Below are 20,704 nucleotides of genomic sequence, written 5' to 3'. Positions count from 1 at the left end.
GACCCTACGCCTGTCAGCAGTCGGACGGCGGAGGCTCCCAGCCGGTCGCTTGAGCCCAGGCATCAGCCTGCTGGATGGTCTCCCAGATGAACGGCGTCTTCGCGTCGACGTAGTCCTGCCGCTGGTCCGGCGCCGAGAACCGCTTCGCCAGTTGGTATTTCAGCTCCGCGTAGGCATTTGCTCGCTCGGGATGCGTCCGCAGGAAGTCCCGGAACAACAAGGTGAACTGCTCGGAGAACGACCCCGCCCGCCGGACGTGCACATGAGTGCGGCGCTCACCCGGAGCCTCCCGGAAGTACCGCTTGGTCAGCTCAGGATTGCCCGCCCGGTAAACAAACCCGGCCCGCTCGATCGGCCCCCGATACGCCTCCAACGGCTCGAACGAAGCCACCGAAACCTGAACATCGATCACCGGCTTCGCATCAAGCCCAACCACAGCCGTCGACCCCACATGATCGATCCGCAGCCCCACCTCCCCGAGCTCCCCCCGAAGCCGCCGCCCCACCTCCCCGAACAACTCGACCCACCCCGGGTCATACCCGACGACAACAACCCCTTCACCCATCCTGCCCCCGATCCGAGAGCGCCTCGTCCTCGGTCACCGCGCTCGCCTGCCGACGCCGGAAGTAGTGCCGAACAGTCGACAGCAGCAGCCCGGCCACCCACCAGGTGAAGAACAAGGTCCCGACCACGACCTGGAACACGAAGTCCGCCGCCCCAAGGTCTTCCTGCACCCCGTAGACGACCCCGACAACCAGACCCACCACAATCCCGCACCACCACAACGGCTCCCTCTGCAACGGGCGATCGAAGAATGGCCGCGGAATCACCCGCACATGATCACACGACACCGTGAGCCCGTCCTCCTCTAGCGATGCCTGGATGATTTACCCGCATGCGGAGAAGAGAACGTCGCGCCCAGAACCTGGCCGCACGCGCGCACGTGATCCTCATTCACAACGCCCTGGCCAGCATCCGCACGATCGCCTACCTCCGACGAGACCCCGGCGCCATCGGCGGCGAAACCGTCGACGACCACCACGAACTGATCCGCTTACTGGCCAACACCGCCGCCAGCCTGCCCGGCTCCCTCCGCCCTGACACACGGCAGACGCCCACTGAAGCCCGGACATCTCGAACGACCAAATGCGCCGCTGGATGCACCAAACCCTGGCAACCGAAGGCATCCCCCTCAACGACCTCATCTCCTGACCCCCGAAACGCCTCGACTGCTGTTGGACTTCCGCTCGTCGCATGCATTGACCTGGGGCTAGGCGGAGTGCGGAGCGGCACGGCAGGTCGTCCCGTTCTCAAGACAACTGCCGACCCAGGCCGGCACGGCGTCCCGGGTAGCTGATCGCCTCAGTCTTACTGAGCCTCTGCCAGCGCAAAGCTCCCAGCCGGCGTCAGAACCGTCACGATGACGGCGACGGCGCTCTCGCCTGGAAGGCAGAGGTCGAAGGCATCATCCAGGCCACGGAAGAAGGCCAGATCCTCGCCTTCCTCGATCCGCACGAGCTGACCTGTCGCCTCCCACCCGTGGTCCCCAACCGAGATCGTCACAGAGACCTCGAAAGCGGCCAGACAGGTCGACCCATTAGCCCACCACTCGAGCCGAGCAGCGCTCACAACTGAATCCACACAACGATCCTGGCACGGCGGCGGCGAGGGACTGCTCACCGTCTGGCCATGAGCCTCAACCTGTGCACGCCGAGTGTCCCCACTTGCCCCTGGCGGACCCACGTAATCGCTCGTTGGGTCGGACTGGGGTCAGCTCCTTCCGAGCGCATTGGGCAAGATGGCTCAGCTCGCAGCCCAACCACGAAGGGTCACGAACGTGGATTACCGAGAGTTGCTCCGCACCGTGCGCCTTCGGCCGGGTATGTTCTTCGGGCGGTCGGAGCTGACCTATGACCAGCTTGTCAGCTTCGTCACCGGCTTGTCGTTTGGGCGACCGGAACTCCTCGCCGGTTTCAGGGAGTTCCTGGTCCTCAAGCTGAACGACGGCAACAACCTCGTGTGGCCCGCCCTGGTCACGCGGCTCGTGGTACCGCAGGCCGTTCGCCCGCTCAGTCCGGCGGATGACCGCGCTGCTGTGGAGGGCCTGTTTGATCTCCTGGACGAGTTCCTGGCTGAGACCACCACGATCGGCTCGCGCTGGATTGATCGCGAGTACTTCCTCTGGCTGCAGCAGCAGAGCTGGTACGACCTGGACCTGGAGAGATTCCGCAGCAGCCCGGCCCCCCAGATGCTCGGGTTGGACGAGGCGGCAGAGCGGCTCGGCGTGCAACGTTCCGCACTCTTCGACTTGATCGCGTCCCGGAAGTTGCGATCATTCCGTGTCGGTGCCGAGCTCCTGTTCGCCGAGCACGACATCTCCGAGCTCGAAAGTCAGCTCGGCCCGTCGCCTGCGCGGACCGGGCGTCTAGGCCTGAAACCCATCCCCACAGCACCCCCTGAGCGACCGCGACCGACCGCCAGTTAGGGCACGTGGAGGCACGACCTGGCGGCTCGCAGCTCGGACGGTGGTCGCGAGCCAAGGCTAGCCGTGAAGATGGACCGCATGAGTCAGAGTGCCGCACAAGCAGCCGCCTTCTTCACTGAGGTCAATCGGACAGGACGCCTCTGGACCGTGCGTGACGCTGGCGGCTACCCAGCCCCCAGTAACTCGCAAGGTCGGCGGGCTCAACCCTTCTGGTCCAGCGAGGCTCGCGTGCGCCGGATCATCAAACGAGTGCCTGCCTACTCCGGGTTCGACCCCGAGGAACTCGACCTTGCAAGCTGGCGTGAGCGCTGGCTGCCGGGCCTAGGGCAGGACGGGCTTCTCGTCGGCCTGAACTGGACCGGTGCACGTGCAGTCGGCTACGAGTTTACGGCGGCTGAGGTCATCGCTCGCCTTGACGCCACACCTGCCCCGTCCCCTTGATAGCTGCCAAACCCAGGCCAGCTGGTGCTCGTTCCGCCGAAGTCTGAAGCCTCCGAGCGCGACGTGACCATCCCGGCGATCCTCGGCCCGGTACTGGTCGAGCACTTGGAGGAGTTCGTAGGGCTGCGTCGGATGCGCTGGTGTTCACGGGGGAGCGCGGCAGTACTCCCAAGCGGGGAAGCTGGCGTACGACGGTCGAGTGGACAACTTGTGTTGCGGAGGCTGGCCTGCCGGCTGGGGTCAGTTCCATGACCTGCGTCACACGGGTAACCACTGGCCGCGATGAGTGGCGCGTCGACCAAGGAGCTGCTGCATCGGATGGGGCAGTCGACGATGCGAGCCGCGCTCATCTATCAGCACGCGACCGATGAGCGGGCACGGGAGATCGCCGACCGACTGAACGAGCTGGTGGAGCGCCAGCTCAAGGCCGCGACCGAGGGCACGCCCGATGACGACGAAGGGACCGCCGGGGCGCTGGTCCCAACCAGTTAGGGCACGTGGAGGGCACGCCGCTCGAAGTAGGTCTCCGCATGACGAAGGCCCCTAGCCTCAGATTCCCTGTGGTTAGGGGCCTTTCGCGTTTCGAGCGGGTGACGAGAATCGAACTCGCGTAGCCAGTTTGGAAGACTGGGGCTCTACCATTGAGCTACACCCGCGGTGCTCGGACATGATTCCACATGGGGGTCGGGGGTTGGCAAACCGGTTAGCAGATGCGTAGCCGGATGGGGGCGGTTCCTGATTGGACGAGGACCTGCTCGTCGGCTTCCCAGGTGATCAGGGCCCCGGGTTCCACGTCGTACGGCGGGCTGTTGAGCGCCTCGATGCTCAGCACCATGACGTCCTGCGGGTCGACTCGGGCGAGCGCGGACGGCGCCGCCAGGTTCGACGCGGCGGTACGGCGTTGCAGCAACGAAGCCGATTCCGTCAGGTCCAGCTAGCGCTCGCCTTGGGTGAAATGCGGCGCCGCGGTCGCGAGCGAGTCGTCCTGCGGTACGCCGGGATCGCCGGCCAGCAACCGTGACACACCCTCCTCGAGCACCGCGTCGAGGGGGGTGGCCCACAGCTCGCGGAGACCGCGGGCGCTGAGCGGCTCGGGCAGCGGGACCTCGCGCTGGGACATGATCGCGCCGGTGTCGAACGACGCCGCCGTACGCTGCAACGTGGCTCCCGCAGTCCGGTCACTCGCATAGATCAGCCGCTGCGGGTTCGGACCACGCCCCCGCGGCAGCGCGGAAGGGTGCAGATTCACAGCGCCGTACGGCGGAATGCCCGTCAACTCCGGCGGGATCAGCCGGGGAGGGGTCGCCGAGATCACCAGGTGAGGCTGTACGGCGGCCACCGCGGGAGCCGCGATCGCGACCAGTTGATCAGTCGGGAGGCACGGCCGACCCAGGTCCGGGACCTGCTCCGCGAGCGGGTTCTGATCACTCCCGTAACGACGGATCGGCTCCTCCGCACTCGGTGTGACGACCAGGGCGAGCTCGTGGCCGCACCGCGCCGCCCAGTCGGACACCAATCGGTATCCGGACATCGAGGCATGCAGGCTCACGATCCGGATGACGGCCTCCTGAGCCGGTATGGGAGGGTGATTTCGCGTGCACCGGGTCGGGTCGACTAGACTCGGGCGGTCACTGCGGGGCGTAGCGTAGTGGCTAGCGCGCCTGCTTTGGGAGCAGGAGACCGCAGGTTCGAGTCCTGTCGCCCCGACAAACCCCCTGCAGCACCCCTGCAGCGCGGGCTGTCCCCGTGCTGTGAAGTCATCGATCAAGGAGAACCGCCACCGTGAAGAGCACCGTCGAGTCCATGAGCCCGACGAAGGTCCGGCTCATCGTCGAGGTGCCGTTCGAGGAGCTCAGGCCGAGCCTCGACGCGGCGTACCAGAGCATCGCGAAGCAGATCACCGTGCCCGGCTTCCGCAAGGGCAAGGTGCCGCCGCAGGTGATCGACCAGCGGGTCGGCCGCGGGCCGGTGCTCGAGGAGGCGATCAACGACGCGCTGCCGAAGCTGTACTCGCAGGCGGTGCAGGAGAACAAGGTCAAGGCGATCGGCCGGCCCGAGGTCGACGTGACCGAGTTCAACGACAAGGAGAGCCTGCAGTTCTCCGCCGAGGTCGAGGTGCGCCCCGAGATCACGCTGCCGGACCTGGACGGCCTCGAGGCCGAGGTCGAGGACATCGCGATCTCCGACGACGAGGTGGACGAGCAGATCGAGGCATTGCGGCAGCGGTTCGGCTCGCTGAACCCCGTCGAGCGCGCGGTCGTGGACAAGGACTTCATCACCATCGACCTGTCCGCCAGCAAGGACGGCGAGAAGGTCGAGGAGGCGCAGGCGAGCGGCCTGTCGTACCAGGTCGGCAGCGGCCAGCTGCTGGACGGGCTGGACGAGGCAGTGATCGGGCTGAACGCGGGTGAGAGCAAGACCTTCGTCACCCAGTTGGTCGGCGGCGCGCTGAAGGGCGAGGACGTCGACGTTGCGGTGACCGTGACCGCGGTCAAGGAGCAGGAGCTGCCGGAGTTCGACGACGAGTTCGCGCAGACCGCGTCCGAGTTCGACACCGCCGACGAGCTGAAGGCGGACGTGCGTGGCCGGCTGGAGCGCGGCAAGCGGCTCGAGCAGGCCGGCGAGGCGCGCGACGCCGTACTCGAGAAGATCCTGACCCTGGTCGAGGTGCCGGTGCCCGAGGGCCTGCTGGTCGACGAGCTGGCCGCTCGGAAGGAGAACCTGGAGCAGCAGCTCGGGTACTCCGGGATGACGTTCGAGCAGTTCCTGGAGAGCGAGGAGCAGTCCCAGGACGAGTTCGACGAGGACCTGAAGAAGCGCTCCGAGGACGCGATCAAGGCCCAGTTCGTGCTGGACCTGGTGGCCGAGCAGCAGGAGCTGAGCGTCAACGACCAGGAGCTGACCGAGCACATCGTGCGGCACGCGCAGCGTTCCGGCGTCAGCCCGGACCAGTTCGCCCAGCACGCGGTCGAGAACAACCTGGTGCCGAGCCTGGTGTCCGAGGTCGTCCGCGGCAAGGCGCTCGCGCACCTGGTCGAGAACGCGAAGGTCACCGACGCCTCCGGCAACGTGGTCGAGCTGAAGACCCTGCAGCCGGACGGCTCCTACGCCGACCCCGCGGCCGAGCAGGCCGACGAGGCTGCGGAGGCCGCGGCCGAGGAGCCCGCGAAGGCCTGACAAGCAGTACTGCGCGACGGCCCGGATCCCCTGTGGATCCGGGCCGTCGTCATGCCTGCCCCGAACCCGCCGAAACCGCCGGAAGTGAGCGGTCCTCAGTCGGCTGAAAGTGATCTGAAAGCGGCGTTCCCTAGCGTTGCCGGTGCACCGTCAAACCGCTCTGGGGGAACGCCTGATGACACCGAGCCCGCCGTCCGACAAGCCGTGCCTGTGGCTGCCGGGACAGTCCGGTTTCCACCTGCTGTCGACGCGCCGCCCGCCCCGGCTCCGCGTGCGGATGCATTGGGAGCGCCGGAGACCGGCCGGATCCGGGTCCGACGAGCAGTACGACGTACCCGTCATCGAGCCGCCGACCGCTCAAGCGCCTGGTGATCGGCTCGGCGGCGGCGAGCGGGACGCGGTGGCGCTCTGCGGCTGGTGAGCGGGCCACCCGGCCGCAGGGCGCCGAATGCCGCCGGAGGAATTCGCTCAGGGCAGACACGGTGCGCCGTGAGCGAACACCCCTGGCCCAGCCTTAGGTCTGTCGCCGCCGCCCAGTAATGTCGGCTTCGTGAACGAGACATTTGCAGCCAGCCCCACCGCCGCGGGCGGCAACGGATCCGGCGGACTAGACGACCACATCTACCAGCGCCTGCTGCAGAACCGGATCATCTTCCTGGGGTCCGAGGTTCGCGACGACAACGCGAACGCGATCTGCGCGCAGATGCTGCTCCTCAACGCCGAGGACCCCAACAAGGACATCTGGCTGTACATCAACTCGCCGGGCGGCTCGGTGGACTCCGGCATGGCGATCTACGACACCATGCAGTGGATCTCCAACGACGTCGCGACCGTCGGTATGGGCCTGGCCGCCTCGATGGGCCAGTTCCTGCTCTGCGCCGGTGCGAAGGACAAGCGGTTCGCGCTGCCGCACGCGCGGATCATGATGCACCAGCCGTCCGGCGGTATGGGCGGTACGGCCAGTGACATCAAGATCCAGGCCGAGCAGTCGCTGCACATCAAGGCGCAGCTGTTCCGGCTGATCGCGGAGCACACCGGCCAGCCGCTCGACCAGGTCGAGAACGACGCCGACCGCGACCGCTGGTTCACCGCCGAGCAGGCCATGGAGTACGGCTTCATCGACCACGTGGTCGCCAGCGCCGCCCAGCTCACCTCCGGCAGCCCGAACTCCTGATCTCCCACTCCGTCAGTCAAAGGACGCACGCATGAACTACTTCATCCCGCAGTGGGAGGAGCGCACGTCGTACGGCATGCGCCGGATCGACCCCTACACCAAGCTGTTCGAGGACCGCATCATCTTCCTCGGCACGCCGATCACCGACGAGATCGCGAACGCGGTGATGGCGCAGCTGCTGTGCCTGCAGTCGATGGACTCCGACCGTGACATCAGCATCTACATCAACTCGCCGGGTGGTTCGTTCACGGCGCTGACCGCGATCTACGACACCGTCCGCTACATCAAGCCCGACGTCCAGACGGTGTGCCTCGGCCAGGCCGCGTCGGCCGCCGCCGTGCTGCTCGCCGCCGGTACGCCGGGCAAGCGGCTGGCGCTGCCGAACAGCCGGATCATCATTCACCAGCCGGCCACCGAGGGCACCTACGGCCAGTCGAGTGACATCGAGATCCAGGCGAACGAGATCCTCCGGCTGCGGGCGCTGCTGGAGAAGATGATCTCCGAGGCCAGCGGCAAGTCGCTGGAAGAGGTTTCGCGTGACATCGAGCGGGACAAGTTCCTGACTGCCGACCAGGCCATCGAGTACGGCCTGATCGACGACGTCCTGCAGACCCTGAAGACCCCGGTTCCGGCCGGCGTCTGACAGGTCTGACCCGGTTCGACGGTGCTGTCAGAAGGGGTGGCCAGAGGCTCCCGGAGCGGAACGCCGCCTTGTCAAGGGCAAGGCGCGTTCGCCACCGGCGTAGTCACAACGCGGCGTCGGGCGCGGCGTTTGGGCCTCCGGCGCGGTACCGTCGAATCGGGATCCGGGGCCCGTCGTACGGCACCCGGCCCGAGCGGCCTACGCCCCCTTGGCCCAGGTTCGACTGCTCAGAGAAGGGATCTGTCCCGGTGGCACGCATAGGTGACGGCGGCGACCTGCTGAAATGCTCGTTCTGCGGTAAGAGCCAGAAGCAGGTCAAGAAGCTCATCGCCGGTCCCGGCGTTTACATCTGCGACGAATGCATCGATCTCTGCAACGAGATCATCGAGGAAGAGCTGAACGAGGGCTCCGAGGTCGGCCTCACCGAGCTGCCCAAGCCGCGCGAGATCTACGACTTCCTCAACGCCTACGTCGTCGGGCAGGACGTGGCCAAGAAGGCCCTCGCGGTGGCGGTGTACAACCACTACAAGCGGGTCCGCGACGGCCAGGGCAGCTCGAGCGCCGGCCGGCACGCGAAGGACGAGGCCGTCGAGCTGGCAAAGTCGAACATCCTGCTGATCGGCCCGACCGGCTGCGGCAAGACGTACCTGGCGCAGACGCTGGCCCGGATGCTGAACGTGCCGTTCGCGATCGCCGACGCCACCGCGCTGACCGAGGCCGGGTACGTCGGTGAGGACGTCGAGAACATCCTGCTGAAGCTGATCCAGGCGGCCGACTACGACGTCAAGAAGGCCGAGACCGGGATCATCTACATCGACGAGGTCGACAAGATCGCCCGCAAGAGCGAGAACCCGTCGATCACCCGGGACGTGTCCGGCGAGGGCGTGCAGCAGGCGCTGCTGAAGATCCTGGAAGGGACGACGGCCTCGGTGCCGCCGCAGGGTGGCCGCAAGCACCCGCACCAGGAGTTCATCCAGATCGACACCACCAACGTGCTGTTCATCGTCGGCGGCGCGTTCGCCGGCTTGGACCACATGGTCGAGCAGCGGGTCGGCAAGAAGACCCTCGGCTTCAACACCTCCCGCGAGCCGGAGAAGCCGAAGGAGCTCGGCGGGTACGCCGACGTGATGCCGGAGGACCTGCTCAAGTTCGGCCTGATCCCCGAGTTCATCGGCCGGCTCCCGGTGATCACCACGGTGTCCCCGCTCGACCGCGAGGCCCTGATCAAGATTCTGTCGGAGCCGAAGAACGCGCTGGTCAAGCAGTACCGGCGGTTGTTCGAGATCGACAACGTGGAGCTCGAGTTCACCGACGACGCGGTCGAGGCGATCGCCGACCAGGCGCTGCTGCGCGGCACCGGCGCCCGCGGCCTGCGCGCCATCATGGAAGAGGTTCTCCTCAACGTGATGTACGAGGTGCCCAGCCGTGAGGACGTCGCCAAGGTCGTCGTCACTGGCGAGGTCGTCCTGGAGAACGTGAACCCCACGCTGATCCCGCGCGACCAGATCGAGCGCAAGCGCGAGCGCCGCGAGAAGACTGCCTGAGCCTGTACTCCAGGAGGCCGGGTCCGCTGTACGGCGGAGTCCCGGCCTCCTTCTGTTGGTGGACGCAACCGTGGTAGCGGTCCGCATACGTTCGATTGCGTGAAGCCGACAAGATTCTTTCGAAGACTGTCCGTTGCCGCCGCCGTCGCTGCGCTGATCGTGCCGACCACCACCGCAGTCGCCGCCCCGAAGAGCGTTGTACCGCAGATTGCCTGGGGGAGTTGCGGCGCTGAACTGCCGGCCTTCCAATGCGCGTCCGTCGAGGTGCCGACGGACTACGACCGGCCCAATGGTCCGACCACGGCGATTGCGCTGACCCGGTTGCCGGCGACCGACCCGGCGCGCAGGATCGGGACGCTGTTCACCAACCCGGGTGGTCCCGGTGGGTCCGGGGTGGACTTCGTCCAGCAAATGGGTCAGACGGCGTACCAGCCCGAGGTGCGGGCGCGGTTCGACATCCTCGGGTTCGACCCGCGCGAGGTCGGCAAGTCGGATCCGGTGACCTGCTTCCCGACGGCTGCCGAGGAGGCGGCTGCGTTCGCCGGGCAGCCGGCGTACCCGGTGACTGCCGAGGAGGAGCGCGCGTACACGGCGCTCAGCCTGAAGCTGGCGATCGGTTGCAAGACGACGTCGCCGGACCGGCTGGCGCACTACTCGACCGCGAACGTTGCCCGGGACATGGATCTGCTCCGTCAGGCGGTCGGTGACGACAAGCTCAGCTACGTCGGATACTCCTACGGGATCTATCTCGGTGCGACGTACGCGCGGCTGTTCCCGAACAAGATCCGGGCCTTTGTGCTCGACGGAACGCTGAGCCCGGAGTGGTACTCGGGCTCGAACGGCGACCGGCGGCCGCTCGGCGCCCGGCTCAGGCAGGGTGAGGGCGCGGCCGAGACGTTCGAGCAGTTCCTCGCCGAGTGCGAGAAGGCCGGGCCGAACGGGTGTGCGCTGGCCAAACTCGGCGATCCGAAGACGGTGACCGAGGGCATGTTCGAGCGGTTGAAGAACCAGCCCGTCGTACTGACGCTGCCCGATGGCTCGACCGTCACGGTGACCTATCAGGTGGCGGTTCAGGCGAGCTTCTTCTCGATGTACAGCCCGTCCGACTGGCCGGCGCTGGCGGAGTCGCTGGCTCAGCTCGCGACTGCCTCCGAGAAGACGCGGGCCAAGTCGGCCACCCGTGCCTCGGAGCTGCTGGTGGAGTGGAATCGGCGCAAGGAGGAGTACGCGTCGATCGGCACCGCGTTGCAGCCGTGCGTCGAGGCTCGGCAGTCGGGTCGGCCGTTGGCCTATCCGCAGTACGCCGACGCCGCGGAGAAGCGTGCGCCGCACTTCGGGCGGATGCGGCTGTGGATCGGTCAGCCCTGTGAGTTCCTGGGCGTGCGGGATCATGACGCGTTCCTCGGTCCGTGAAAGCTCAGCACGAAGGCGCCGGTGATGGTGATCGGCACCCGGTACGACCCGGCGACGCCGTACGAGGCGACGCGTCCGTACGCCGACCTGTTCCGGAACGCCAGCATGGTCACGGTCGAGGGTTACGGCCACACAGTGCTCGGGAAGAGCACCTGCGCCGACAACCTGATCACCTCCTACCTCACCACGCTGAAGTCACCGGCCGACGGCTCGACCTGCGCGCAGGACCGCAAGCCGTTCGACCCGGCCCCGGCTTCGGCCAAGGCCAAGCTGCTGCAGGGACCGGGCCTGTACTAGAGGGACGCGAACACCGAGTCGGCGACCGCGATCGTTTCGTCGAGTTGGTCGTCGGTGTGCTCGGTGGACAGGAACCACAGCCCCCTCGGAACGATGTTGATCCCGGCCGCGAACAGGCCCGCGTGGAACTTCGCCATCGCGGGCCTGTCGCAGGCCGCGAAGTCCCGGTAGTCGGTGACCGCAGGCTGGTCGGTGATGTACGTCTGGAACACCGGCCCCGGACCGTCGACCAGCAGCGGTACGCCGTGCCGCCCGGCCGCCTCGCGCAGCCCGTCCATCAACCGACGGCCCGCAGCGATCAGCGGCGGGTAGATGGAGTCACGGTCGACGTCGAGATACTCGAGTACGGCGTCCGCCGCGGCCATCGCGACCGGGTGCGAATTGAAGGTCCCGGCGTGGGCCACGGAACCGTTCGCGATCGACCCCATCACTTCACGCAAACCGACCAACGCGGACACTTGCATCCCGCCGGCCATCGCCTTCCCGAACGCCGACAGATCGGGGACGACGCCCAGCAACTCCTGGGCACCACCGGGAGCGACTCGGAAGCCGGAGATGATCTCGTCGAAGATCAGCAACGCGCCATGCTGGTGAGTCAACTCCCTCAGGCCTTCGAGGTAGCCCGGCGCCGGGGTGATGCAGCCCGTGTTGCAGAGCAGGGGTTCGAGGATGACGGCGGCGATCTCGTCACCGTGCTGCTCGAACACCGCTGACACTGCTTCGAGATCGTTGTACGGCAACACGATCAGATCGTCCGCGCCGCCGCGCGGCTGGCCCGCCGTACCGCCGACTGCTGTGGGATGGCGTGCGTCACCGGCGAGCGCGAGGTCGGGATGCACGCTGTAGAGGACCGGGTCGAGCCAGCCGTGGTAGTTGCCCTCGAACTTCACGATCTTCGGGCGGCCGGTGTGCCCGCGCGCCAGTCTGATCGCGCCGTGCACCGCTTCGGACCCGACGCTGTTGAACCGCACGAGCTCGGCGGACGGCACCATCCGGCACAAGCGCTCGCCGACGACCGCTTCCAGCTCGTGCTGAGCGGCGTACGCGACGCCGCGGCTGACCTGGGCGGACACCGCCTCGGCGACGATCGGGGAGGAGTGGCCGAGTAGGTTGGGACCTTGGCCGAGGACGTAGTCGAGGTACCGGTTGCCGTCCACGTCCCAGAGCTCGGCGCCGCGGGCGCGGTCGACGAACAGCGGTTTGTCCGCTCGGCGGGCGTCGCTGGACACACCGCCGGCGATCACCTGCTTGGCGCGGTGGTACAGGCGATCCGTCTGTTCGTGGCCTCGGGCAACGGTCTGCACAGCTCCTCCTAGGGCGGGGTCAGTCGAGCTTCTCGGTGAGCAGCCGGAACTGCTGGCGGGGCCGGCCGCCGCCGGTCGAGCGGGCCGGTGGCACCGGCCAGGCCAGGCCGGCCTCGACCAGCTCCTTCAGCATCCGGCGGCCGGTCCGCGGGGTGACCTGCATGATGTCGGCGACGCTCTCGACGTCCACGACGATCTGCTGGCCGACGTCCGACGGCGTCGCCGCCGCGATCGAGCTCACGATCTCATACGCGCGCTGGTCGACCGGCGAGATGAGATCGAGCGCGACTGCCGGAGCCGCCGATGTTGCGGGCGGCAGCTCGGTCCGGCCGGTGGTGCCGTCCAGGTAGACCGCGACTTTGCCTTCCCGGCTGACCGAGTCCTCGACCGCCATCAGCGCGTTGGCCTCGGCAGCCCGCGCGGTCTGGCCTGCTCCGGCGCCGACCGCCACTGGCACACCGAGCTGCGCGGTCAACGCACCGAGGAACGGCGCGACGGTGAACTGCTCGGTCAACCGAACAAGCGAGCCGTGCGTGGTGGTGACGAGGAACAGCGTGTCGGAGCGACGCGCCACCGTCGCCCCCACCTGCCGCGCCTCGGACAACAACTTCTGATGGGTCAGTACGGCGAGCTCCTGCTGCCAGTAGTCGCCGGACTCGGCCCGCGACGATCCGGTCGGAATCAGCTGTACGGCGATCATCGCAAGCTGGTGTGCACCCATCCGCGTGCCCTGGCCGAGCAGCACCGCCGTCTCGAGCGCACCACGCACACTCGACCGGGTCGGCGCGATCCGCAGTACCGGAACGCCTTGTGTCCGGAGCTCGCGTTCGACCGAGAGGATCGTGGTCAGCGCCAGCGTCGTCCTGTCCAGTTCCCACTTCTCCCGGTGGAAAGCCGCGAAGCCCGCCACCGATTCGGGTCCTTCGTACGGGATGTCGTAGACGTCGGCGGTGTCGAGACCGATCTCGCCGTACGCCTCCTCGACGTCGTCCGCGGACAACGAGTCGATGCTCACCCGGCTGAGGTCGACGTCCTCGACGGTCAGCGATGCTCGGAGCAGGGCGGCGTACAGCGCGGCGCCCGTCAGCGGCAGGTGGGTCGACGGGACCGTCAGCCAGTGGCCGGCCGTGGCGAGGTCGAACACCCACGGGCCTGGGAACACGGCCGAATCGATCCGGTCCCGCAGCTTGAGGTACCGCTCTTCGGCTTCGTTCTGGTCGTCGTACCCGCCCGTCACGAACTTCACGCCGTGCGGAGAGCGGTCGGCGAGTTGCTGCCCGACCTCTGCCATCGTCTTCACCAGCTTGCGCGGGCCGAACAGCCCGACGGTGACCGGTGGCAGCCGCTCACCAGCCGTGGAAAACGCTTCTTCACTCATTGCTCAACCTCTGGAAGTGGTCGCCACCGGAACAGTCTGCGGGCGTTCCCGCTCAGAACATCTTGACGTTGACCGTCGGTCAGGGGCGCACACACCACTCGGCCGAGCGACATCCGCTGGTCGATGAACGGGAAGTCGGAGCCGAACAGCACCCGCCGGCTGCCGACCCGCTCGACCATTTCCATGATCAGCGGCCCGGTCATCAGCGAGCCGCACACCTCCAGCCACAGCGACTCGTGCCGTACGGCGGCCTCGATCGACTCGTCCACCCCGGCCGGCGTGATCCCGGCGTGCCCGAGGATCACGGCCGCGCCCGGGAACCTCGTCGCGACCGCCTCGAACATGGGCGGAGCGTCGTACGCCGACTGGTGCTCGGAGTGGCTGAGCACCGGACAGCCGGTCGTCTCGGCGAACTCCCAGACCGCGGCGTATCGCGAGCCGGTCACGGGGTATCGGTGGAGTGTCGGGTGCACCTTGATCCCGACGAACCGGTCGTCGTCCGCGAGCCGCTTCAGCTCACGCTCGGGGTCCTGCCAAGGGTTGATCACCGCGTAGGCAGCGATCCGGCCGGGGTCGGCGTCGACTGCTGCGAGCGCCTGGGTATTGCCCAGGTGGGCGTCTTGCTGGATGGCGCGGTTCGCCGCGACGACGGTGACCTCGGTCCCGGTGCGGTCCATCACGCCGACCATCGCGGTGGCGTCCGGCTCGGGGATATAGAACAGCGAGTACGGCCCCAGATGCGCGTGGACGTCGATCACCCCCCGCTGCGGCCGCCGGCCGATCACGACGTCCCTCCGACCTGATCCGCCAGCGCGCTCCAGTCGCCCGCCCCGACGCCACGCGATCCGCCCCCCGCCCCGTCGCCCCCGCCTGCGCCCCGGCGATCCGCACCGCGTCCATCCGCATCGCGCCCGTCTGTGCCGCGGTCGTCTGCGCCGCGTCTGTCAGGGGCGCGTCTGCCTGCACCGCGTTCGTCTGCCCCCCGTCCGTCAGGGGAGCGTCCGTTTGCGCCGCGGGCGTCTGTGCCGCGTGCGACTGCGTCGTGGCCGTCCGTGTCGTGGTCGGCTGTGTTGCGGTGGTTTGTGGGGACGCCGAACAGGCGGGTTGCGGTGTTGGCGCCGATTTGGGTCACGGTGTCGTCGGTGAGGCCGGACCAGGCGAGGCGGATGATGCTCTCGCCTGGGTCGCGTAGTCCGAGCCCGGTCGCGAATAGGAGCCGGTCAGCCAGTTCGTGGCGCGCCAGCCACTCGATCGCCTGGTGACCGGCGAAGTCGACCTGGTCGACGTACAGGTTGCCGTGATCCCGCATCGCCGCCCACAGGTTGCGCAGTTGGCGGTAGCCGAGGCTGGAGAGCACGATCGGCAGGGTGGGGAATCGCGTGGCGATGTGGTCGAGGTGGTTCCAGTCGATCTCGGTGAGGTCGACGCACAAGGGCAGCCCGTGGGAGGCGAGGCCAGCGTAGAGATCGTGCATGGCGCTGTGCATGGGCGAGTATCCATGCGACCGCGGATACAACCGGAACGCCGCGACCCCGTCGGCTACCGCCTGTTCGACCAGACCGTCCAAGGAGTGCAGCTCACCTGGAGTTGGCGGTACCGCTGTCCAGCAAGCCAGTACGCCGCGGTCCGCCAGGCTGTGCGCGACCGCACTCGCCTCCGCGTTTCCGCCGATCGGATCGTGCAGCCAGGACGCCATCGAGCTGACGAGTGCACCCGACATCGCGTACTTGTCCAGGTGAGCCGCGATCGAATCTCGGTCGGTGGGCGGCAGCAGTGACGCCGGATGCGCACCGGTCACGATGCGGGCGTCGAACCACCCGCTGGTCACCTCGTCACACATGACGCACCCCCTCGATGGTCCAGCGGCCGGCGTACGGCAACGTCAGCTGCGCCCACCCCTCGTCGTCACTCTCGGCCGCAATCGGTACGCCGTCCAGCCGCAGCACGTCACCTGGCCGGACCCACAGCCCGCACCGTCCCGAGCTGGTCACCTCGAGCCGCAGTCCGCCGTCGACAACCGTCGCCTCGACATCCACCTCCGCCGCACTCCGCATCACCACCTGATCGCCGTCACGCAGCTCCCGCAGCCGCCAACCAGTTGCCCACGACAACTTCCTGTCGACGGTACGAACCCAGCTGGACCCGTCGATCCGGTCAACCGTGCTCCCGTGATCAACCTCGAGCCTCGCTCCCACCTGTGTCACCCGAACCTCAGCCGCCTCAGCTCCCTCATGCGGAACAAGCACCGTTGTGAAGTCCCCGCAATCGCGCGTCAGCACCAGTGAGTGCAGCGGCCCGTACTCCGCCACCCCCTGGCCAACCGGCCGCCGGGCAACCCCCTCAACCAACTCGACGCCGGCTCCACCGGCCTGGTCGGGCCCGGGCACCTGGTGGGCGCCGGCCCGGTCGGCCGAGTCGACGCCGGCCCTGTCAGCCGAGTCGGCGCCGGTTCCACCGGTCTGGTCGGGCCCGGGCGCCTGGTGGGCGCTGGCCCGGTCGGCCGAGTCGACGCCGGCCGTGTCAGCCGAGTCGGCGCCGGTTCCACCGGTCTGGTCGGTCGTGGGCGCCTGGTGGGCGCTGGCTCGGTCAGCTGAGTCGGCGTCGGTTCCACCGGTCTGGTCGGTCGCTGGCGGCTGGTGGGCGGCGGCTTCGATTAGTAGTAGGCCGGGGCCGTCTGGTGGTGAGGCGTCGTATGTGAGTGGGCCGAGCTGGCGCCAGGGATGCAGTGCTTGCCAGCAGGCGCGGAAGACGTGATCGTCGGCCGGAGCGCGGTCGGAGATCACCACGAAGGCCGGCTCCTCGCGGACCATCGCGATCGTGCGCGACTGCGGCAGGCCGTTCCCGTGGTGGCGGCCGTTGAACACCGCGACGTGCGCGGTGTCGACGAGCGGGTCGACAGTCACACCGCGATCAGTACCCAGCTCCCGATCGTCCACCAGCACGGTGTTGTGGCCCCGACCCGACTGGTACCAGGTCAGGTACTCCGGATCGTCATAGCTCGGCGGACCACCTGCCTCCCACAGCAGCGGCTGCCCCCAGCCCTCCAGGACCAGGTCGAGTACGGCGCGATGCGAATGCGACTCCAACTCGTGCTCGATGTGCGGACCGTAGTTGATCACCGCACGCAGTTCGCCACCGCGAAGGATCACGTAGCCGGAATCGGCGAGCACGGTGGACCGTGCGGGCTGCGGCACCGGCAGGTCAGGAGCCGTCGCAAGCGCGTCCATCCACCGCTGCTGCCTGGCCGTGTCCTCCCATGCCGGCAACATCGCCGCCTCGGTGGCGAACTGCGCAGGCGTCAGCCATTGCGCGGCGGTCCGCACCAACGCTGGGTTGTCGAGCACATAGCCGCCGCGGAGCAGACTCAATGCCGGCCACTCGATGTGGCTGTCCTGCAGGTGTGGAATCCAGCCCTCGGCAGATGCCAGCTCGCACAACCATTCGTGCATCGCCGTCAGCTTCGAATGCTCAGCGAACTGCGGATCGATCATTGCCGCGGTCTGCAACGCCGTCAGACACATCTTGTGATAGCCGGGGGAGCGCTCGTAGTGCCCGCCGTCGCCGTACACATCCAGCAGCAGGTGCTCGTGGATCCGCTCCCGTGCCCGCGACGCCCAGCTGTCCGCCTCGACCAGCTCAGGCAGTACGGCGCTGATGTGCAGCAACTCGGTCGCGCACACGAGCTGCCAGTTCCCGTGCCGGAACACGTCGTGCTCGTCGTACGCCCATCGAGCTCCGCCGACCAGAGTCGCAACCAGTCGGCCCCACACCCGATCCGAGAGCGACGAGCTGGTCAGAACCTCCAACGTAGGCAGGAGATTCCGGCAGCGAGCCCACGTGCCGAGCGAGTACCAGATGACGTCCAGGCCCGGCCACTCGCCGGTCACCGAGTCACGCTGCGAGAACCAGTCGTCGAAGTGCTGCTCGAAGGCCGTGAGGTACCGATCGTCGCCCGTCAGCAACCACGCCTGGATCCCGGGAGACAGCCAGCCCAGGTAATGGAAACCGTACCGTCGGGACCGCCCCTCTTTGCGCCCGGTCACGTCCACGCCCCTGAGCAACGGACTAGCCGCCGCAAGCACCTCATCCACCGCAGGCGAGGATCCAGTCTCATCGCTGCGACGGAACGAGACACCAGGCCCATCGACGCCCGACCGGAGCGCGTCGGCCCACTCCGGTAACGGCCAGGCGGGCCTCCGCATCCGCTGGGCCACGAACGCCCGGAGACTGCCGAGGTCGTCGACGCCGGTGGGGGCTCCAAACGCCTTGATCAGGTCGTCGGTGCCGATCCGGTTGATCCGGCCGTCGATGTGCCGCGGCTTCTCGGGACTCTTGATCGTCGTCATCCGTTCCCCGGGTCGGCGAGCATGGAGACCTCGACGGGTTGTCGAGTCTCGATCGAGGTGTGGGCGGCCTCGAGTACGGCGGTCACGTTCCGGCTGCTCTCGATAGCGATCAGTGGTTGCGCGCCGGTGCGGCAGCAGGTGATCCAGTGCGCGATCGCGTCGGCGTACGCACCTGCCGGGATGCCGTGCATCACCCGTTGCAACATGTTCCTCGGGTAGGCGTAGCGATCAGGTGTCGCCAGTACGACGCTTTCCTTCTGCCGATCGAGTTGCACCACACCGTTGTCCGTGATCACGGAGACGTAGGAGTCCACCGTGGTCGGGAACGTGTTCGGGTAGATCCACGCGGACTCGAACGTGGCCACCGCGCCGCGGGAGTACTCAGCCTGGATCTGGATGGCGTCCGGGGTCTCGATGCCGAGCGAGCGCAGCTTCCCCCACCGGGCGGTCGCGTACACCCGTCGAACCTGGTCGCGCAGCAGCCACGACACCAGGTCGATGTCATGGCTGGACAGGAACCAGGCACAGGTGGTCCGGTTGGCCCAGGACAACATCTCGGTCGGCACGAAGATGGTGTCGTCCTTCCGAGCGTACGCGACCGCAGCCTCACCGAGGTCCGCCAGCAGCTCGTGGGCCTGTGCGTAGGCGGGAACCCAACGGTGGTTGAACAAACACATCGCCACGACACCGTGCGCGCGGATCGCCTTGACCGCAGCATCCGCCTCCGCGACGGATGTGGTCAGCGGCTTCTCCACCAGGATGTGCTTCCCGGCCTCGGCGGCCCGGACCATCATCTCGCCGTGCAGATGGTCCGGAGTGGTGAGGACGACGGCGTCCACGGCGTCGTCCTGCAGTAGCGCGTCGAGGTCCGGATAGATCGCCGGCTGTGGAGCGCCGCGGCCCTGGATCTCGTCGGCCAGCCGTTCGGCGCTGTCCGCCGAGCGGCTGGTGACGGCCGTGACCTCGACCTCGGGCAGACCGGACAGGGACAACGCGTTACCGCGTCCCATGATCCCGGCGCCGACGATGCCGATCCGGATGGTGCTGCTCATTTGCTGCCCTTCGCGAGCGTCTCGTTCCAGGCCTTCTCCGCCTCGTCCAGGGCAGCCTTGGCCGGCTTGGTGCCCGACATGTACGCCCGGATCTGGTCGTCGAACAACTTGCGCAGTTGCTCGTCATTCCCGGAGCCGAGGGAGGCGTCCACGCTGTTCTTGAACGTGCCCAGCAGGATCTTGCGGGCCTGGTCGGCCGGCGTGCTGCCGCTGATGTCGGTGAAGAACGGATCCGCCAGCGCCTTCAGCGACGACGGGTAGATCGGCACCAACTTGCACAGTGCGAGTTGCTGCTCGGGCGCGGTGACGAACCTCAGCCACGCGGCTGCGGCGGCCTGGTTGTCCGACTTTGCCGGGATGGTGACGATCTGCTGGCCGGACATGTAGTACTTCCCGTCCGCCCCGGTGACCGGCGGGCCGACCACGATCGAGCCGTAGACGGCCGGCGAGTTCTTCTCGATGTTCAGCAGGCTGCTGGACACGGCCGCGGGGTTGAACGCGATCTGCTTGTTCTCCAGCGACTGCGGGAGCTCACGCGGATTGGCGCCCAGGCTTCCGGGCGCGATCGCGCCGGCGTCGAAGAGCGGCTTGAACTTCTCCACCAGCGCGAGCGTCTCGGGAGTGTTGAACGCGGCCTTCTTCTTGTCCGGTGAGAGCAGTGGGATGCCGTTGGCCTGGACGACGGCGGAGTAGGCCATGAAGTTGGTCGCCGACTTGCCCGTGGCGTTCTTGTACGCGGTGGCCAGCGCGAGCGCGTCGTCGTACGTCTTCGGTGGTTTGGCTGGGTCGAAGCCGGCCTTGGCGAGCAGGTCCTTGTTGTAGAAGGCCAGCGACGTGCCGCCGTTGTACCAGGGGATGGCGACTCGTTTGCCGTCGACAACGAGTGGGTCGGAGAGGTTGGTCGCGTAGTCGGCCAGCTCTTCCTTGCTGAACAGGGAGTTCAGGTCGGCCAGCGAGCCGGCGAACAGTCCGGTGGTCGCGGACGTGATGTTGACCGCGTCCGGCACCTTGCCGCTGGCGAGCGCGGCGAGCAGCTTGGTGGTGATGTCCTGGCCGGGCACGTCGACCCACTTGATGGTGACGTCGGGGTGCTGCTTCTCGTAGGCGTCGATCCACTTCTGGATGTCCGGCCCGTAGTTCTTCTGCAGGTTGATGGTCCACCACTCGACCTCACCGGAGTACGCGTCGCCCGACTGCTCGGGCGCGTCTCCGGTGGCCGGGTTGCCGGACACACAGGCGCCCAGGGTCAGCGACAGCCCCAGGGCCATGGCGAGCGTGGGGACCAGCCGGCCCCGCAGCAGGGATCGTGTGCTTCGCGCCATGGCGAGCTCCTCGGATCGGCGGAATGTCCTAAACGGTGCTTCCAGACATCATGGTCGTCGAGCGAGCTCGCGATAGTCAACTCAGTGCTGTGGAAAAATTCCTTGGAGTTACGGCTGGCGACCGGCTG

General features: G+C 67.7%; 21 protein-coding genes, 2 tRNA genes and 1 pseudogene. 11 read left to right on the top strand and 13 right to left on the bottom strand.

Features of this window, described 5'->3' with window-relative positions:
- Window positions 1-13 precede the first annotated feature (13 nt).
- From AB0H36_RS10380 to AB0H36_RS10370, 3 genes are all read right to left on the bottom strand, one after another.
- Complete coding sequence (locus AB0H36_RS10380) at window positions 14-565, bottom strand: GrpB family protein (RefSeq protein WP_360519716.1); 552 nt, start codon at window positions 563-565, stop codon at window positions 14-16.
- The gene (locus AB0H36_RS10375; RefSeq protein WP_360519714.1) at window positions 558-767 is read right to left on the bottom strand and encodes a hypothetical protein; all 210 of its coding nucleotides are present in this window, start codon (window positions 765-767) and stop codon (window positions 558-560) included. The genes AB0H36_RS10380 and AB0H36_RS10375 overlap by 8 nt, the downstream gene beginning before the upstream one ends.
- A 601-nt stretch (window positions 768-1,368) precedes the next feature.
- A complete protein-coding gene (locus tag AB0H36_RS10370) occupies window positions 1,369-1,515 on the bottom strand; it encodes a hypothetical protein (RefSeq protein WP_360519712.1) in 147 nt (48 codons plus the stop codon).
- Between the two features lie 322 nt (window positions 1,516-1,837).
- On the opposite strand from AB0H36_RS10370, the gene AB0H36_RS10365 reads away from it, so the two are divergent.
- The 3 genes from AB0H36_RS10365 to AB0H36_RS10355 all read left to right on the top strand — a co-directional run bounded on the left by AB0H36_RS10365 (window position 1,838) and on the right by AB0H36_RS10355 (window position 3,418).
- On the top strand, window positions 1,838-2,485 hold the full coding sequence (locus AB0H36_RS10365) for a helix-turn-helix domain-containing protein (protein WP_360519710.1): 648 nt from the start codon (window positions 1,838-1,840) through the stop codon (window positions 2,483-2,485).
- A 69-nt stretch (window positions 2,486-2,554) separates the two neighbouring features.
- Complete coding sequence (locus tag AB0H36_RS10360; protein ID WP_360519853.1) at window positions 2,555-2,926, top strand: DUF2750 domain-containing protein; 372 nt, start codon at window positions 2,555-2,557, stop codon at window positions 2,924-2,926.
- A 282-nt stretch (window positions 2,927-3,208) separates the two neighbouring features.
- Entirely contained in the window at window positions 3,209-3,418 is a 210-nt protein-coding gene (locus AB0H36_RS10355; RefSeq protein ID WP_360519708.1) for a hypothetical protein, read from the top strand.
- A gap of 93 nt (window positions 3,419-3,511) precedes the next feature.
- Here the strand turns inward: AB0H36_RS10355 and AB0H36_RS10350 are convergent.
- The 3 genes from AB0H36_RS10350 to AB0H36_RS10340 all read right to left on the bottom strand — a co-directional run bounded on the left by AB0H36_RS10350 (window position 3,512) and on the right by AB0H36_RS10340 (window position 4,457).
- A tRNA-Gly gene (locus AB0H36_RS10350) sits at window positions 3,512-3,582 on the bottom strand.
- 47 nt (window positions 3,583-3,629) lie between these two features.
- A complete protein-coding gene (locus AB0H36_RS10345; RefSeq protein WP_360519706.1) occupies window positions 3,630-3,836 on the bottom strand; it encodes a hypothetical protein in 207 nt (68 codons plus the stop codon).
- A gap of 24 nt (window positions 3,837-3,860) precedes the next feature.
- Window positions 3,861-4,457, bottom strand: a complete 597-nt coding sequence (locus AB0H36_RS10340) for a formyltransferase family protein (protein ID WP_360519704.1) — start codon at window positions 4,455-4,457, stop codon at window positions 3,861-3,863.
- A gap of 103 nt (window positions 4,458-4,560) precedes the next feature.
- Between AB0H36_RS10340 and AB0H36_RS10335 the strand changes: the two genes are divergently transcribed.
- The 8 genes and pseudogenes from AB0H36_RS10335 to AB0H36_RS10300 all read left to right on the top strand — a co-directional run bounded on the left by AB0H36_RS10335 (window position 4,561) and on the right by AB0H36_RS10300 (window position 11,174).
- A tRNA-Pro gene (locus tag AB0H36_RS10335) sits at window positions 4,561-4,633 on the top strand.
- A gap of 75 nt (window positions 4,634-4,708) precedes the next feature.
- Entirely contained in the window at window positions 4,709-6,103 is a 1,395-nt protein-coding gene (gene tig, locus AB0H36_RS10330; protein ID WP_360519702.1) for a trigger factor, read from the top strand.
- A gap of 175 nt (window positions 6,104-6,278) precedes the next feature.
- A complete protein-coding gene (locus tag AB0H36_RS10325) occupies window positions 6,279-6,524 on the top strand; it encodes a hypothetical protein (protein ID WP_360519700.1) in 246 nt (81 codons plus the stop codon).
- 129 nt (window positions 6,525-6,653) lie between these two features.
- Entirely contained in the window at window positions 6,654-7,277 is a 624-nt protein-coding gene (locus tag AB0H36_RS10320) for an ATP-dependent Clp protease proteolytic subunit (protein WP_360519698.1), read from the top strand.
- A gap of 28 nt (window positions 7,278-7,305) precedes the next feature.
- Window positions 7,306-7,920, top strand: a pseudogene (locus tag AB0H36_RS10315) (ATP-dependent Clp protease proteolytic subunit); the annotation flags it as partial.
- 248 nt (window positions 7,921-8,168) lie between these two features.
- Window positions 8,169-9,464, top strand: a complete 1,296-nt coding sequence (gene clpX, locus AB0H36_RS10310) for an ATP-dependent Clp protease ATP-binding subunit ClpX (protein WP_360519696.1) — start codon at window positions 8,169-8,171, stop codon at window positions 9,462-9,464.
- A 99-nt stretch (window positions 9,465-9,563) separates the two neighbouring features.
- The gene (locus AB0H36_RS10305) at window positions 9,564-10,877 is read left to right on the top strand and encodes an alpha/beta fold hydrolase (RefSeq protein ID WP_360519694.1); all 1,314 of its coding nucleotides are present in this window, start codon (window positions 9,564-9,566) and stop codon (window positions 10,875-10,877) included.
- A gap of 21 nt (window positions 10,878-10,898) precedes the next feature.
- Entirely contained in the window at window positions 10,899-11,174 is a 276-nt protein-coding gene (locus AB0H36_RS10300; protein WP_360519692.1) for an alpha/beta hydrolase, read from the top strand.
- Here AB0H36_RS10300 and AB0H36_RS10295 read toward each other — a convergent pair.
- Genes AB0H36_RS10295 through AB0H36_RS10265 form a run of 7 tightly spaced genes read right to left on the bottom strand, consistent with a single transcriptional unit; the run spans window position 11,171 to window position 20,576 of the window.
- Window positions 11,171-12,478 carry a glutamate-1-semialdehyde 2,1-aminomutase gene (locus tag AB0H36_RS10295; protein ID WP_360519690.1) on the bottom strand — a complete coding sequence of 436 codons (1,308 nt, stop codon included), beginning with the start codon at window positions 12,476-12,478 and terminating at the stop codon, window positions 11,171-11,173. The genes AB0H36_RS10300 and AB0H36_RS10295 overlap by 4 nt on opposite strands.
- Before the next feature lie 19 nt (window positions 12,479-12,497).
- The gene (locus AB0H36_RS10290) at window positions 12,498-13,856 is read right to left on the bottom strand and encodes a hypothetical protein (RefSeq protein ID WP_360519688.1); all 1,359 of its coding nucleotides are present in this window, start codon (window positions 13,854-13,856) and stop codon (window positions 12,498-12,500) included.
- Window positions 13,853-14,641, bottom strand: coding sequence for an amidohydrolase family protein (locus tag AB0H36_RS10285; RefSeq protein ID WP_360519686.1), 789 nt, complete (start codon window positions 14,639-14,641; stop codon window positions 13,853-13,855). The genes AB0H36_RS10290 and AB0H36_RS10285 overlap by 4 nt, the downstream gene beginning before the upstream one ends.
- Window positions 14,638-15,696, bottom strand: coding sequence for a hypothetical protein (locus AB0H36_RS10280; protein WP_360519684.1), 1,059 nt, complete (start codon window positions 15,694-15,696; stop codon window positions 14,638-14,640). Before AB0H36_RS10280 ends, AB0H36_RS10285 begins: the two co-directional genes overlap by 4 nt.
- A complete protein-coding gene (locus tag AB0H36_RS10275) occupies window positions 15,689-18,202 on the bottom strand; it encodes a heparinase II/III family protein (RefSeq protein ID WP_360519682.1) in 2,514 nt (837 codons plus the stop codon). Before AB0H36_RS10275 ends, AB0H36_RS10280 begins: the two co-directional genes overlap by 8 nt.
- Window positions 18,199-19,254 carry a Gfo/Idh/MocA family oxidoreductase gene (locus AB0H36_RS10270; protein WP_360519680.1) on the bottom strand — a complete coding sequence of 352 codons (1,056 nt, stop codon included), beginning with the start codon at window positions 19,252-19,254 and terminating at the stop codon, window positions 18,199-18,201. Before AB0H36_RS10270 ends, AB0H36_RS10275 begins: the two co-directional genes overlap by 4 nt.
- Window positions 19,251-20,576, bottom strand: coding sequence for a sugar ABC transporter substrate-binding protein (locus AB0H36_RS10265; RefSeq protein WP_360519678.1), 1,326 nt, complete (start codon window positions 20,574-20,576; stop codon window positions 19,251-19,253). Before AB0H36_RS10265 ends, AB0H36_RS10270 begins: the two co-directional genes overlap by 4 nt.
- Window positions 20,577-20,704 lie beyond the last annotated feature (128 nt).

The sequence above is a fragment of the Kribbella sp. NPDC050820 genome, from assembly GCF_040653975.1.
Lineage (GTDB): Bacteria > Actinomycetota > Actinomycetes > Propionibacteriales > Kribbellaceae > Kribbella.
Note: the sequence above shows the minus strand (reverse complement) of the source record. Positions and strands in the feature narration are given on the sequence as shown.